The sequence below is a fragment of the Bizionia gelidisalsuginis genome (assembly GCF_008086185.1).
Classification (GTDB): domain Bacteria; phylum Bacteroidota; class Bacteroidia; order Flavobacteriales; family Flavobacteriaceae; genus Bizionia; species Bizionia saleffrena.
Map to the genome: position 1 here is coordinate 92,737 of NZ_VSKN01000002.1, position 13,074 is coordinate 105,810.

Annotated in this window: 16 protein-coding genes; 3 read left to right on the forward strand and 13 right to left on the reverse strand. The window is 35.3% G+C overall.

Annotated elements, in window-relative coordinates:
- Positions 1-77: 77 nt before the first annotated feature.
- From ftsY to ES677_RS02455, 8 genes are all read right to left on the reverse strand, one after another.
- Positions 78-1,052 carry a signal recognition particle-docking protein FtsY gene (gene ftsY, locus ES677_RS02420; protein WP_148368101.1) on the reverse strand — a complete coding sequence of 325 codons (975 nt, stop codon included), beginning with the start codon at positions 1,050-1,052 and terminating at the stop codon, positions 78-80.
- A 212-nt stretch (positions 1,053-1,264) separates the two neighbouring features.
- Positions 1,265-1,414: a DUF4295 domain-containing protein gene (locus tag ES677_RS02425; RefSeq protein ID WP_148368102.1), complete on the reverse strand. Its 150-nt coding sequence runs from the start codon at positions 1,412-1,414 to the stop codon at positions 1,265-1,267.
- 7 nt (positions 1,415-1,421) lie between these two features.
- Positions 1,422-1,604 carry a 50S ribosomal protein L33 gene (rpmG, locus tag ES677_RS02430; protein ID WP_148368103.1) on the reverse strand — a complete coding sequence of 61 codons (183 nt, stop codon included), beginning with the start codon at positions 1,602-1,604 and terminating at the stop codon, positions 1,422-1,424.
- A 29-nt stretch (positions 1,605-1,633) separates the two neighbouring features.
- Entirely contained in the window at positions 1,634-1,870 is a 237-nt protein-coding gene (gene rpmB / locus ES677_RS02435; RefSeq protein WP_148368104.1) for a 50S ribosomal protein L28, read from the reverse strand.
- Positions 1,871-1,953: 83 nt separating this feature from the next.
- Positions 1,954-3,204, reverse strand: coding sequence for a CinA family nicotinamide mononucleotide deamidase-related protein (locus ES677_RS02440; RefSeq protein WP_148380334.1), 1,251 nt, complete (start codon positions 3,202-3,204; stop codon positions 1,954-1,956).
- 3 nt (positions 3,205-3,207) lie between these two features.
- Positions 3,208-3,549: an Hpt domain-containing protein gene (locus tag ES677_RS02445; RefSeq protein WP_148368106.1), complete on the reverse strand. Its 342-nt coding sequence runs from the start codon at positions 3,547-3,549 to the stop codon at positions 3,208-3,210.
- Complete coding sequence (locus ES677_RS02450; RefSeq protein WP_148380335.1) at positions 3,549-4,160, reverse strand: fumarylacetoacetate hydrolase family protein; 612 nt, start codon at positions 4,158-4,160, stop codon at positions 3,549-3,551. Before ES677_RS02450 ends, ES677_RS02445 begins: the two co-directional genes overlap by 1 nt.
- Positions 4,161-4,299: 139 nt before the next feature.
- Positions 4,300-5,073, reverse strand: coding sequence for a 3'-5' exonuclease (locus ES677_RS02455; protein WP_148368108.1), 774 nt, complete (start codon positions 5,071-5,073; stop codon positions 4,300-4,302).
- Between the two features lie 108 nt (positions 5,074-5,181).
- Here ES677_RS02455 and ES677_RS02460 point away from each other — a divergent pair, with 108 nt between their 5' ends.
- Positions 5,182-5,754 (forward strand): GNAT family N-acetyltransferase, encoded by a 573-nt coding sequence (locus ES677_RS02460; RefSeq protein ID WP_148380336.1) that lies wholly within the window; start codon positions 5,182-5,184, stop codon positions 5,752-5,754.
- Between the two features lie 34 nt (positions 5,755-5,788).
- Positions 5,789-6,172 (forward strand): acyl-CoA thioesterase, encoded by a 384-nt coding sequence (locus ES677_RS02465; protein WP_148368110.1) that lies wholly within the window; start codon positions 5,789-5,791, stop codon positions 6,170-6,172.
- Between the two features lie 87 nt (positions 6,173-6,259).
- Here ES677_RS02465 and ES677_RS02470 read toward each other — a convergent pair whose 3' ends face one another.
- The 3 genes from ES677_RS02470 to recR form a co-directional block, all read right to left on the reverse strand.
- Positions 6,260-7,561, reverse strand: a complete 1,302-nt coding sequence (locus ES677_RS02470) for a dihydrolipoamide acetyltransferase family protein (RefSeq protein ID WP_148380337.1) — start codon at positions 7,559-7,561, stop codon at positions 6,260-6,262.
- Between the two features lie 106 nt (positions 7,562-7,667).
- A complete protein-coding gene (locus ES677_RS02475) occupies positions 7,668-8,771 on the reverse strand; it encodes a glycosyltransferase family 2 protein (RefSeq protein ID WP_148380338.1) in 1,104 nt (367 codons plus the stop codon).
- Between the two features lie 7 nt (positions 8,772-8,778).
- Positions 8,779-9,396, reverse strand: a complete 618-nt coding sequence (gene recR, locus ES677_RS02480; protein WP_148380339.1) for a recombination mediator RecR — start codon at positions 9,394-9,396, stop codon at positions 8,779-8,781.
- A gap of 123 nt (positions 9,397-9,519) precedes the next feature.
- Here recR and ES677_RS02485 point away from each other — a divergent pair, with 123 nt between their 5' ends.
- The gene (locus tag ES677_RS02485; RefSeq protein ID WP_148368114.1) at positions 9,520-10,980 is read left to right on the forward strand and encodes a sodium:solute symporter; all 1,461 of its coding nucleotides are present in this window, start codon (positions 9,520-9,522) and stop codon (positions 10,978-10,980) included.
- Here ES677_RS02485 and ES677_RS02490 read toward each other — a convergent pair.
- Positions 10,977-11,339 (reverse strand): CoA-binding protein, encoded by a 363-nt coding sequence (locus ES677_RS02490; RefSeq protein ID WP_148380340.1) that lies wholly within the window; start codon positions 11,337-11,339, stop codon positions 10,977-10,979. The genes ES677_RS02485 and ES677_RS02490 overlap by 4 nt on opposite strands.
- A gap of 680 nt (positions 11,340-12,019) precedes the next feature.
- On the reverse strand, positions 12,020-13,027 hold the full coding sequence (locus tag ES677_RS02495; RefSeq protein WP_148368116.1) for a 3-oxoacyl-ACP synthase III family protein: 1,008 nt from the start codon (positions 13,025-13,027) through the stop codon (positions 12,020-12,022).
- Between the last annotated feature and the right edge of the window lie 47 nt (positions 13,028-13,074).

The following is a 13,074-nucleotide window of genomic DNA, read 5'->3' on the forward strand; positions in this document are numbered from 1 at the left end:
AAATTAAAACAAAAATTGAAGCTGTAATAGAGCTTCAATTTTTTATACTGTATTTACTATAGCATGTAAGTGGTGTTTTATTTGAAGAATGAATCTACAAATTCGAATTTATTAAAGACTTGTAAATCTTCAATACCCTCGCCAACACCTATATATTTTACTGGAATTTTAAACTGATCTGAAATACCTATCACCACGCCACCTTTTGCAGTACCGTCTAATTTTGTAACGGCTAGCGACGTCACTTCGGTTGCGGCAGTAAATTGTTTGGCTTGCTCGAATGCATTTTGTCCAGTAGAACCATCTAAAACTAATAACACATCGTGTGGCGCATCGCCAATCACTTTTTGCATTACCCGTTTTACTTTTGTAAGCTCGTTCATTAAGTTTACCTTATTGTGTAAACGTCCGGCAGTGTCAATAATAATAACATCGGCCGCTTGAGACACGCCTGATTGTAACGCATCGAACGCGACACTTGCAGGATCACTTCCCATATCTTGGCGTACCATTGGCACCTCCACTCTATCTGCCCACACCTGTAATTGGTCTATGGCAGCCGCCCTAAAGGTATCGGCAGCTCCAAGTACAACCTTTAAGCCTTTCTTTTTAAACTGATACGCCAACTTCCCAATAGTTGTTGTTTTACCAACGCCGTTAACACCAACCACCATTATAACATACGGTGTTTTTGCACCATTAGCTTGTGGCGCTAATTTTGGGATAGAATATTCTACTTCTTCTCCAGAATTGGTTTCAGATAATAGTCCGGCAATTTCCTCTCTTAAAATTTTATTAAGTTCGGCTGTTCCTAAATATTTATCTTTAGATACTCTTTCCTCGATACGACTAATCACTTTAAGTGTTGTGTTAACACCGACATCACTAGAGACTAAAACTTCTTCTAAGTTATCTAAAACATCTTCATCTACTTTAGATTTTCCAGCGACGGCTTTACTTAACTTTCCTAAAAAGGAGTTACTCGTTTTCTCAAGTCCTTTGTCTAAGGTTTCTTTTTTTTCTGAAGAAAATATTTTTTTAAAAAAACTCATATTGTTGTGTGTTGGCTAAGTAATTAAAGACAGTAATTCCCACTCTATTAAACAAACTGTCTATAGGCTCTATAACAAATTTTGAGCCTTATTTTTACAAACTGAAACTTTGTCATTAAAACTAACGTAAAGTAACACAATATTATATAAAAAACAAAAGCCGCTTTCTAAACGAAAGCAGCTTACTATAAATTGTATATAAGAAGTATAACTTATTTCTTTAAAAACTCGTCTACTAATTCTGGTGCCATAATGGACTCAATAAACATGTAAGCTCCTGTTTTTGGAGACTTTACCATTTTTATTGCTTTTGATAATCTTTTAGATCCTGTCTGTAATGATGCTACTGATTTCTTTGCCATGACTCAATTATTTTATTTCTTTATGAACTGTCATACGCTTAAGAACAGAATTAAATTTCTTAATCTCCATTCTATCTGGCGTGTTTTTCTTATTTTTTGTTGTAATATAACGAGACGTCCCTGGTTTCCCAGATTCTTTGTGCTCCGTACATTCTAATATTACCTGTACTCTGTTGCCTTTTTTTGCCATTTTCTTATGCTTTTAAACCGTATTGGCTATTATTTTAAAAATCCTTTAGATTTAGCATCTTTAATTGCTGCCGTAATTCCAATCTTATTGATTGTTTTTAATGCTGATGCAGAAACTTTTAAAGTTATCCACTTATCTTCCTCAGCAATGAAAAAACGCTTCTTTAATAAGTTCACGTTAAATTTACGCTTCGTTCTATTCTTTGCGTGCGACACGTTGTTTCCAACCATCGCTACTTTTCCTGTAAGTTCACAAACTCTTGACATTACTATATAACTTTAAAAATGATGTTATTAAAAATCGAGGTGCAAATATATAAAATGTTTTAGAAATCTCAATCTGTTTTTCATCAAATTTTAAATATTTCTTTTTGTAAAAGCTCTAAAGCCTTATTAACAGACTTGTTCACGACTCTTTCACGATTGCTTCCTAATTCAAATTTTTGAGAAAAAACACCGTTTTCTGTCGCTAAAGCAATAAAAACGGTTCCCACTTCGGCCTCCGAGTCGCCTTTTGCTGGTCCGGCATTACCCGTTGTAGACAGTGCAAAATCACTTTTATACAATACTCTTGCTTTTTGCGCCATCACTTCTGCAACTTCGGCACTCACCACCGAGTGTGTTGTGATTAGTATTTCTGGCACGCCTAAGATATCTATTTTACTTTGAGTAGCATATGTTACCACACCGCCTTTAAAGTAAGCTGAAGCTCCTGAATGCGACGTAAACAATTCTGCTATTTTTCCACCTGTACAACTTTCGGCCAAAGCAAGTGTTTTTCCTAATTTAGTCAGTTGTTTTGCAATCACCACTTCCAAATCGCCATCTTCTTCTTCAATACCAATATATTCGGTTTTTATTAAGGGTATTACTTTTTGTATCTCGGCATCAACGGCGCGTGTTATACTTTCAAGATCGGCTCCTATTGCCGATAAACGCAATCTCACTTTTCCGAAATTTGGCAAATACGCTAATTTTATAAAAATAGGTAAATTAGTCTCCCATTCTTCAATTTTTTCAGCAAGCATACTTTCTCCAATGCCGTAAGTTATTAGTGTTTTATGAAGAATAGACGGCCGTTTGTATTTATTTTTTAACTTCGGAATGACTTCATTTTCCATCAATAATTTCATCTCATAGGGCACACCAGGTAGCGAGATAAATACTTTATTATTTTTCTCTATCCACATTCCAGGAGCGCTCCCCACAGTATTCATTAAGACTTGTGATTGCGATGGCATTAATGCTTGATCTAAGTTTACTTGCTGCATAGGTTGCTTCACGTAATCCCGCCACAACCGTTCAATATTAATAGTCACCGCTTCATTTCTAACCAAGTGATCATTAAAATAATCGCAAATAGTGTGTTTTGTAATATCGTCTTTTGTAGGCCCCAAACCGCCCGTTACAATTATAATATCAGCATTCGCTTCTGCTGCGGCTAACGCTTTCAAAATATGCGCTCGATCGTCTTGAATGGAAGTGATTTGATAAACTGAAACACCAACGGAATTAAGTATTTTTCCAATAAATGCTGAGTTCGTGTCGACAATTTGTCCGATTAGAATTTCGTCTCCAATAGTTATAATTTCTGCTTGCATTAATTACAAATTAAAATCTGTTTTTAATTCTTCTGCTGCGGCATCAATAGCTTTTAATACCTTATGAAGTTGCATAGATACATCTTCATTTCTTTTTTCGTCTTTTCCCCAATCTTGAATATCGACAAGCTCGTTTAAAACCCCTAATTCGAACACATCGATAGTGGGTTTCATCTTGTGCGCCGTTTGATAGGTTAGCATATAATTTTCATTCTCTACCGCTTCTTTTAATGTATTTGCATCGGCTGGCACTTCCTCTAAAAAAGTCTGTGCTAAAGCCTCTAAAAATTCCTGGTCATTATCGGCTAACTCTCTTAGGCGATTTAATTTATAGTTATTCTCCATTATTTTACTGTAATTGAAAACATTTCGTTTTGTTCCATATAGCCTTTTAATTTATCGTTGTTTTTCACTCTACCAACGCCAGAAGGTGTGCCCGTAAAGATAATATCTCCAATCTTTAAAGTGAAATATTTAGAGACATATTCTATAATCTCATCAATTTTCCAAAGCATAAATTTTGTATTGCCTTTTTGTACAACCTCATCGTTTTTTTGAAGAGAAAAGTTAATATTGTTGAGATCTTCGTAGTCACTTTTAGACCTCCATTTGCCAATTACCGCAGCACCATCAAACGCTTTTGCTTTTTCCCACGGCAGGCCTTTGTCTTTTAATTTCTGCTGTACATCGCGCGCTGTGAAATCTATTCCCAATCCGATTTCGTCATAATATTTGGGAGCGAATTTTTTATCGATGTATTTTCCTACCTTATTGATTTTTACTAAGATTTCAACTTCGTGATGCACATCGTCTGAAAAATCCGGTATAAAAAACGGTTGTTTTTTTAATAAAATCGCAGTATCAGGTTTTAAAAAAACGACAGGTTCTGTGGGCTTTTCGTTTTTAAGTTCTGCTATGTGTTCGGTATAATTTCTACCTATACAAATTAGTTTCATAATTATTAAGAATTAGCAATACTATAGTGGTTTACTTATTTAAATTCAGTTCGTAGGCTTTAAGTGTAGAGACACGTTAACTCTAATAGTGTTAACTCGCCGTAGCTTAAACGCAATTAAAATAAAGCGTAAGTATCTTTTAAATTTTATTGTTGAATGCGCGTAATTTAATAGCCGTTAACACTTTTTTGGTATATAACGGAAAATCGGCATTTAATAACCACCCAAAATAACCAGGTTCTTTTTCTAAAACACTCACTACGGCTTTACCTTTATGTTTCCCAAAAGAGAAGCACTCCACGCCTTCTTTATTAAAATTTATAAAGCCTGCAAAATCTGCAAACTTTTTGTGTGCACTAAACTCTGATAAAAACGCCGTATCGTTTTCGACATCATCATAACGCTCTATTTGCGCTTTCAAAACTTCGTACGTTGCGTTTGTATCTGCCTCGGCAGAATGGGCGTTTTCTAAACTTTCGTTGCAGTAAAACTGATATGCGGCGCCTAAGGTGCGTTTTTCCATTTTATGAAAAATAGTTTGCACATCGATAGCGACTCTGTTTTTCATATTAAAATCGATATCTGCCCGAAGCATTTCTTCTGCTAAAAGCGGAATATCAAATCGGTTTGAGTTAAACCCGGCAAGATCACAATCTTTAATCATTGCATTAATATCTTTCGACAAGGCCTTAAACGTAGGTTCATTAGCGACTTTTTCGTTAGTAATACCGTGTATTTCGGTGGTTTCTGCGGGTATTGGCATTTCTGGGTTTACCAGCCACGTTTTACTTTCTTTATTGCCATTAGGAAACACTTTTAAGATTGAAATTTCTACGACGCGATCCTTAGAAATATTAACACCTGTAGTTTCTAAATCGAAAAAACAAATGGGCTTTTTGAGATTTAATTCCATGTAATTGTAATATGATTTCTGCAAATATAATTTTATTATGTTACTTTTACTTGTAAGCATTTTATAAATATGAAAACTTTAAGCTTATACTCTAAAAATTAATTGATAATGATAATTCGAAAAGCCACAAGAAAAGATTCAGATACCATCGCCACATTATTATTACTTGCAATGGAAGATATTACCTATAAACTAGTCACCGAGAATGACTACGATAAAGCGAGACGCTTTTTGAAATACTTTATTGAGCAAGAAAATAATCAATATTCTTACGAAAACTGTACTGTTGTTGAAGCCGACACGGTAATCATCGCGGCCGTAAACATTTATGATGGCGGACAATTAGAAACCTTGCGCGCTCCTATTATTAAATACATTAAAACGTTTTATAACTCGCAATTACACATTGAAAACGAGACCCAAAATGGAGAATTTTATATTGATGCGTTAGGTGTTTGTAAAACACACCAAGGTCAAGGTATTGGATCGAAGCTTTTACAACATTTAATACAAGAATATGTTGTAAATCGCAAAGAAACCCTAGGTTTGTTAGTCGATAAAAGAAACCCCAATGCTAAAAAGCTTTACTTAAAATTGGGTTTTAAGCCAGTAGGGGAAAAAGAACTTTTAAGTTACCATTTAGACCATTTACAAATAAGACATCAAGAATTACAATCTTAAAACGGCAAAAAACTAAGCCTAAAACGACTTAATTATGACTATAGAAGAACGCATAAAACATTCTGAAACCATTATTTTCAAAGCGGTTTTCCCAAACACAACGAACCATTACGACACCTTATTTGGTGGCACTGCAATGCAACTTATGGACGAAACTGCTTTTATTGCCGCCACTCGATTTAGCCGTCAGCGTATGGTAACGGTAAGTAGCGATAAAATAGATTTCAAAAAAGCAATTCCTGCAGGAACTATTATAGAATTAAAAGGAAAAGTAGCGTACTTAGGCAACACAAGCTTAAAAGTAAAAGTTGATATTTATGTCGAAGAAATGTACTCAGACTCTAGAGAAAAAGCAGTTTCAGGAGAATTTACGTTTGTCGCTATCGATAAAGACAAAAAACCTATAAAGATTATTTAAAATAGAATACATACTCTATTACATAAAAAAAGCACAGTTTTAAAACTGTGCTTTTTTTATGCAATTTCTTTGTTATACTAATCAGTATTACATTTCTCTTTTAGCATCCCATGCTTCTAAGTAATCCTTTACAGCTTTAACAAATTGTCCGCCAAGCGCACCATTTACAACTCTATGATCGTACGAATGCGATAAGAACATTTTATAACGGATACCAATAAAATCACCCTCTGGAGTTTCTATAACGGCAGGCACTTTACGTATGGCACCTAACGCTAAAATCCCTACTTGTGGCTGATTAATAATTGGAGTCCCCATAATACTTCCGAAGGTACCTACATTTGTTACTGTGTACGTCCCGCCTTGAATATCGTCTGGTTTTAATTTATTCTCTCTCGCTCTTCTAGCTAAGTCATTAACCTGTTTGGTCATTCCAACCAAATTAAGCTGATCTGCATTTTTAATTACCGGAACAATTAAATCGCCACTTGGCAAAGCTGCAGCCATACCCAAGTTAATATTTTTCTTCTTGATAATTTTGTCACCTTGAAGTGAAATATTCATCATTGGGAAATCGCGTAACGCTTTTGCAATCGCTTCCATAAATATTGGAGTAAACGTTAAGTTTTCTCCTTCGCGCTTCATAAAGCTATCTTTTACTTTCTTTCTCCAATTCCAGATTGTCGTCACATCGGCTTCAATAAAACTTTGCACGTGAGCACTTTTCTGAACAGATTCTACCATATAATGAGCAACTAATTTACCCATTCTAGTCATTTCAATAATTTCATCGTCACCACTTGCAACGACAGGAGCCACTTGTTTCGCTGGCGCTTGTTTTGGTACCGACGTTGTTGGTGCCGCAGCCGGAGTTGGTTTAGAGTCTTTATTTTCTAAATACGAAATCATATCATTTTTGGTAACACGACCCTCTTTTCCCGTTCCAGTAACCGCATCTAATTCTGATTGCGAGATACCTTCTTGTTTTGCCATATTTTTAACTAACGGCGAATAAAAACGACCGTCGTTAGAGGCTATTGGCGCGGCTGTTTCTTGTGCAGAAGTTACCGTTTGCTCTACGTCCTTAGTTTGCGCAGGCGCTTCTGTTGCAGTCTCTTTTGGCACTTCGGTAGTTGCACTAACCTCGCCTTCTGTTTCTATAATTGCTATGGTTTGTCCTACTTGAACAACATCGTCGACATTAAATAGTTTTTCAACTAAAACACCGTCCACCTCACTTGGGACTTCACTATCTACTTTATCGGTAGCGATTTCTAACACTGCTTCGTCTGCTTCAATAGTATCACCAACTTCTTTAAGCCAAGAGGTTATAGTTGCTTCCGCAACACTTTCTCCCATTTTTGGTAACTTAAGTTCAAATCTTGCCATATCAATAATTTATAGGTCTGTTTTCTTTTTTAGAGTGCAAAATTAATAAAAAATAGTCGATTTCTTTCACTATTCAATATAATTCTGCTGTTATAGTTTTGTTATTTTAGTATTTAAAAGCAATAACTTCCCCTCTAGATTTCGAAGAATTACTTCCGAGGATAAAATTAGAGTTTTTAGGTAGAATTTTAAAAGTGAAATTTTTATTCTTATCAGAACCCGAAATCACACTAATTATTTCACTGAAAGTCAAATAATTAGCATCAAAAATAATTTCAGAATTGGGCGTAGCTTGAGTAAGCTGTTCAATTTGTTTCACCGGAAACGGAAAGCGCGCAGTATAATCATTCTTACCATTTGAAGCGCAGACAAAAATGGCCTCCTTTTTTAATTCTATTGAAGGTTTTTCGGCATTTAAAAGACTTGCCATTTGGATACCCAACCACAAAAACCCATTAAAAACTAGATTACCTTTAAAGTGTTTTTTATAAAAAATTTGCATCGCTCCGTAAAAACGCTTGGCATACACCTTATCTTTTAACGTGCTTTCTCCTTTGTAATGTATTACCGTTGTTTTACCAAAATAGTAGTTAGTGTAACCTGCTTTTAGCACTTTATAAGACAAATCGATATCCTCGCCATACATAAAGTAATCTTCATCAAACCCATTAACTTCATTGTAAACCGCGTATTTCATGAGCATAAAAGCGCCGACAAAAACAGGCGTTTCGCCTACGGCATCTTGGCCTAAAGAATGCACATAATATGTGGTATCTCGTCCAAGCATTTTACTAATCGCCACTTTAGGCGTTGGAATATGGCGCTTACTCTCAGGAAGAAATTGCCCGCTACCATCTACCAATTTACACCCAACAATACCTAAATTAGTTTTAGTATTGGCGTACTCTAAAATACTACTGAACGTTGTTTCGCCAACCACCGTATCGGGATTTAGAATACAAATATACTCGCCTTTCGCTCTTTTAAATCCCAGATTATTGCCTTTCGAAAACCCTGAATTTTCCTTATTTTCAATTAAGATAACATTAGGAAATTTATCTCTCACTATGGCACAACTATCGTCTTGAGAATTATTATCGACCACAATAATTTCGGCGTCGATAGATGAAATAGCTGCTTCCACACTTTGTAGACACACTTCTAAAAAGTAACGCACATTGTAATTTAATATGATAATAGACAGCTTCAAATGCAGGTTATTGTTTTAATGAAGCCTCGAAAGGAATACGGTTTAATATGCTTCGTCCTAAGGTAATTTCATCGGCATATTCTAATTCATCTCCTACTGAAATTCCTCTGGCAATCGTAGACGTTTTAACCTCCAATCCTTGAATCTGTTTAAAAATATAAAAGTTTGTAGTATCGCCTTCCATTGTAGAACTCAGTGCAAAAATGAGTTCTTTTACGTGTCCTGCTTTTACTTTTTCGACTAACGTTACGATGTTTAAATCGTGCGGACCAACGCCGTCCATTGGCGATATCTTTCCGCCTAAAACGTGATAAATCCCCTTGTGAGAAGCTGTGTTTTCTATAGCCATTACATCGCGAATATCTTCTACAACGCAAATAATTTCTTTGTCGCGAAGCACACTCGAGCAGATCTCACAAATATCGACATCGCTTAAATTATGGCACGATTTACAGAATTTTAAATCGTTTCGCATAGCGCTTAAAGCTGTTGTTAACCCTTGCGTTTGCTCTTTTGGCTGACGTAATAAGTGCAACACCAAACGCAACGCTGTACGCTTACCAATACCTGGTAATTGCGATACTTCGCCGACTGCTTTTTCTAAAAGTTTAGATGAAAATTCCATGGTTGCGAATTTACTACTTTTTAAACTTTTGCCGTACAATAGCGGTCTATATTTTAATCCGTTTTTTAAAGCGGTGCAACCAACTTATTTGTATTTTTGGCGCACCGAAATTTATCTAAAACAATGTCTGCAACTCAAATTATACTTTTAATTGCCGCTTACTTTGGCGTTTTAATGTTAATATCGTATCTCACTGGAAAAGAAGATTCTAACGCTGCTTTTTTTAAAGCTAATAAATCGGCGCCTTGGTATTTAGTTGCCTTTGGGATGATTGGAGCGTCACTTTCTGGTGTCACTTTTATTTCGGTTCCTGGCGCAGTAGAAACGAAACAGTTTGGTTATTTTCAAGTTGTTTTAGGTTATTTTTTCGGATATATTGTTATCGCCTATGTTTTGCTTCCCCTGTATTACAAAATGAATTTAACATCCATTTACACGTATTTAAAAGAGCGGTTTGGCGTGACGAGTTATAAAACGGGTTCGGTTGCCTTTTTAATTTCGCGTACTGTTGGGGCAGCATTTAGACTGTTTTTAGTGGCTAAAGTATTGCAGTTACTTATTTTCGACCAGTTTGGAATTCCGTTTCCAATTACTGTTATTTTTACGATTGCTTTAATTTGGTTGTACACCTTTAAAGGTGGTATTAAAACCATCATTTTCACCGATACGCTTCAAACGCTGTTCATGCTTATTTCTGTGGTGGTTACTATTTCATTTTTAGCTTCTGCTTTAGATTTAAATAGTGTTTCAGCTATAATATCGAATGTAAAAGAGAGCGAAATGAGCAAAATCTTGTTTCTAGACGACGTTAATGATGCACAGTTCTTTATAAAAAGTTTTCTTGCGGGTATGTTTATTACTATCACTATGACCGGTTTGGACCAAGATATGATGCAAAAAAACTTAACCTGCCGAAACTTAAAAGACGCACAAAAGAATATGCTCGTTTTTAGTGTGGTGTTGGTTTTTGTGAATATTCTGTTTCTAGCTTTAGGCTTACTACTTACGCAATACGCGCAACAGAATGGTATTACAGCTAATAAAGACGATTTATTTCCTACCATTGCAATGCTCCCAGAGATTGGTTTGGTAACTTCTGCTTTCTTTTTACTAGGATTGATTGCAGCCGCATATTCTAGTGCCGATTCGGCTTTAACCTCGCTAACCACTTCTTTTTGTATTGATATTATTGATTTAGAGAAGAAGCCAGAGAATCAGCAGAAAAGAATAAGAAAGCAAGTCCATATAGTAGTCAGTATCCTTTTAATTATCGTCATCATTTTATTCGATACAATTTTCAAAGACGTTTCTGTTATCTGGGAATTATTTAAAGCAGCCGGGTATACTTACGGTCCGTTATTAGGTTTATTCGCCTTTGGTATTTACACCAAAAAGCAAATAAAAGACCAATACGTGTGGATTATAGCCCTTTTAGCGCCACTGGTTTCGTATGTTTTAAATAGCTACTCTATGCAATTGTTTAACGGGTACCAAATTGGTTTCGAAATTTTAATTGTAAACGGTGTAATTATGGCTTTAGGCTTATTACTTATTTCTAAAAAGAAGAACATTAAACCGATTTAATACTGATGCGTTGATAATAAGACGAGTGTACACGCTATTTCAACGTCAATATTATTGCGTTTCAAAAGATCGTAAAATTCCGGATTTTCTGTGCCCGGATTAAAAATAACGCGCTTAGGGTTTAAACCTATTATGTAGCGGTAATAGTCTTCTTGTCGATTAGGATTTAAATACAAGGTTACCGTATCTATATTTTTATAGTCTTTTAAATCGACATCTATGGAGACACCATTAATGTCGCCCCCTCGCAAACCAATAGCCACGGTCTCGTGTTTGTAATTGGTTAATTTCTGAATAGCCATATTAGAATATCTAATCGGTTTTAAAGAAGCACCTATTACTAGTGTTTTTTTGCTCATATAATATCTATTTAAATTAGGGTTCTTGGGTTTCACTATTTCAATGTAATAAAAAGAGTGTTACACCCACTAAATGTAATAGACTTTTGTAAAAAATCAAATAAAAAATTGTAAAAATATAATATCGGTTAATTAGCCTTAATTACCTGGTTGCAAAGTCATGGTTAGTGTTAAGTATGAGTATAGAAAAGGAAACCTAGAGCTTAATCGGCTTCAGATTTCTAATTTTTTGTAGACTTTTTAGTACTAAAGTAAACTTAATACTAAGTTAAACTTGTCCCAAACCTCTATAAATGAGAATACCACTCGTGTTTCTTACCTTATATTTGCAGTAATAATTTAAATCATACTTCGATTTTTTAATTATTGTTGATTAATAGCAAAAAAATCCTAGACTTATGTTCTAGGATTTTTTATTTAAAGTAATAACAAACAATTAAAACCTCCGACTGTCAAACCTCGTTAAAACCTAACAATCAATACAATAAAAATAAAAGACACACGTAGTATACCGATACAAAAAGCAGTTAACGAATTATATTTTATTTGAATTAGTCTTCCTTTATATTTCAATTCGCAATACAGTAAACGTAAAGTATATAACTTAAAAATCCCGAAGCAAGCTTCGGGATTTTTTGTTTTAATCTTTAAGTATTGTATATTTAGTGTCTTTAAAATTATTACCATTTAATAATAACGCTTCCCCAAGTAAAACCACTTCCAAAAGCCGCTAAAACCACCGTGTCGCCAGTTTTAATTTTTCCTTGCTCCCAAGCTTCAGATAACGCAATAGGAATTGACGCTGCGGTTGTATTTCCATATTTTTGGATATTATTAAATACTTGATCATCGTTTAGCTGAAATTTCTTCTGAATAAACTGAGAAATTCTCAAATTTGCTTGATGCGGAATTAGCATATCAATATGTTCAGGTTTCAGGTTGTTTTTCTGAAGTCCCTCCATAATTACCTCACTAAAGCGAACGACTGCATTTTTAAATACAAATTGTCCATTCATATGCGGAAAATAACTTTCGTCGTTGGGGTCATTATCAGCAATAATATCGTTTACCCATCGCTTGCCCATTCCTGGTGCAATTAGAGCTAATTCTTCGGCGTGTTCCCCTTGCGAATGTAAATGAGTCGATAAAATTCCTTTTGTAGTGTCTTCTTCTCTGCTTAAAATCGCCGCTCCTGCTCCATCTCCAAAAATGACAGAGACGCCGCGACCACGCGTAGTTTTATCTAATCCGTGAGAATGTAATTCGGCGCCTATTACTAAAATGTTTTTGTACATTCCAGTCTTTATAAAATTATCGGCCACAGAAATTGCATAGATAAAACCCGAGCATTGGTTGCGAATATCTAACGCACCAACCGTTTTTATTTTTAAAGCTTCTTGAACTTGCACGCCAGGTCCAGGAAAATACATATCGGGACTTAAAGTCGCGAAAATTATAAAATCGATCTCGTCTTTATCTATTCCCGCACGCTCAATCGCAATTTTTGCCGCTTTAACTCCCATAGAAGACGTGGTGTCTCCAGAATCTTTAACCCAGCGGCGTTCTTGTATTCCAGTACGTTCTTGTATCCACTCGTCTGTGGTGTCCATTAATTGAGATAGCTCTTCATTAGTGACAATATGTTCAGGTACAAAATGGCCTAATCCTATAATTTTTGAATTATACATAGTTTATTTAATCATAAAGGTTACCAATAACGCTTCAATTTAAGACG

Excerpts from the sequence above, each read along its gene's own strand:
- ftsY (WP_148368101.1), bottom strand. The coding sequence starts at position 1,052 with ATGAGTTTTTTTAAAAAAATATTTTCTTCAGAAAAAAAAGAAACCTTA.
- ES677_RS02425 (WP_148368102.1), bottom strand. The coding sequence starts at position 1,414 with ATGGCAAAGAAATCAGTAGCATCATTACAGACAGGATCTAAAAGATTA.
- rpmG (WP_148368103.1), bottom strand. The coding sequence starts at position 1,604 with ATGGCAAAAAAAGGCAACAGAGTACAGGTAATATTAGAATGTACGGAG.
- rpmB (WP_148368104.1), bottom strand. The coding sequence starts at position 1,870 with ATGTCAAGAGTTTGTGAACTTACAGGAAAAGTAGCGATGGTTGGAAAC.
- ES677_RS02440 (WP_148380334.1), bottom strand. The coding sequence starts at position 3,204 with ATGCAAGCAGAAATTATAACTATTGGAGACGAAATTCTAATCGGACAA.
- ES677_RS02445 (WP_148368106.1), bottom strand. The coding sequence starts at position 3,549 with ATGGAGAATAACTATAAATTAAATCGCCTAAGAGAGTTAGCCGATAAT.
- ES677_RS02450 (WP_148380335.1), bottom strand. The coding sequence starts at position 4,160 with ATGAAACTAATTTGTATAGGTAGAAATTATACCGAACACATAGCAGAA.
- ES677_RS02455 (WP_148368108.1), bottom strand. The coding sequence starts at position 5,073 with ATGGAATTAAATCTCAAAAAGCCCATTTGTTTTTTCGATTTAGAAACT.
- ES677_RS02460 (WP_148380336.1), top strand. The coding sequence starts at position 5,182 with ATGATAATTCGAAAAGCCACAAGAAAAGATTCAGATACCATCGCCACA.
- ES677_RS02465 (WP_148368110.1), top strand. The coding sequence starts at position 5,789 with ATGACTATAGAAGAACGCATAAAACATTCTGAAACCATTATTTTCAAA.
- ES677_RS02470 (WP_148380337.1), bottom strand. The coding sequence starts at position 7,561 with ATGGCAAGATTTGAACTTAAGTTACCAAAAATGGGAGAAAGTGTTGCG.
- recR (WP_148380339.1), bottom strand. The coding sequence starts at position 9,396 with ATGGAATTTTCATCTAAACTTTTAGAAAAAGCAGTCGGCGAAGTATCG.
- ES677_RS02485 (WP_148368114.1), top strand. The coding sequence starts at position 9,520 with ATGTCTGCAACTCAAATTATACTTTTAATTGCCGCTTACTTTGGCGTT.
- ES677_RS02490 (WP_148380340.1), bottom strand. The coding sequence starts at position 11,339 with ATGAGCAAAAAAACACTAGTAATAGGTGCTTCTTTAAAACCGATTAGA.
- ES677_RS02495 (WP_148368116.1), bottom strand. The coding sequence starts at position 13,027 with ATGTATAATTCAAAAATTATAGGATTAGGCCATTTTGTACCTGAACAT.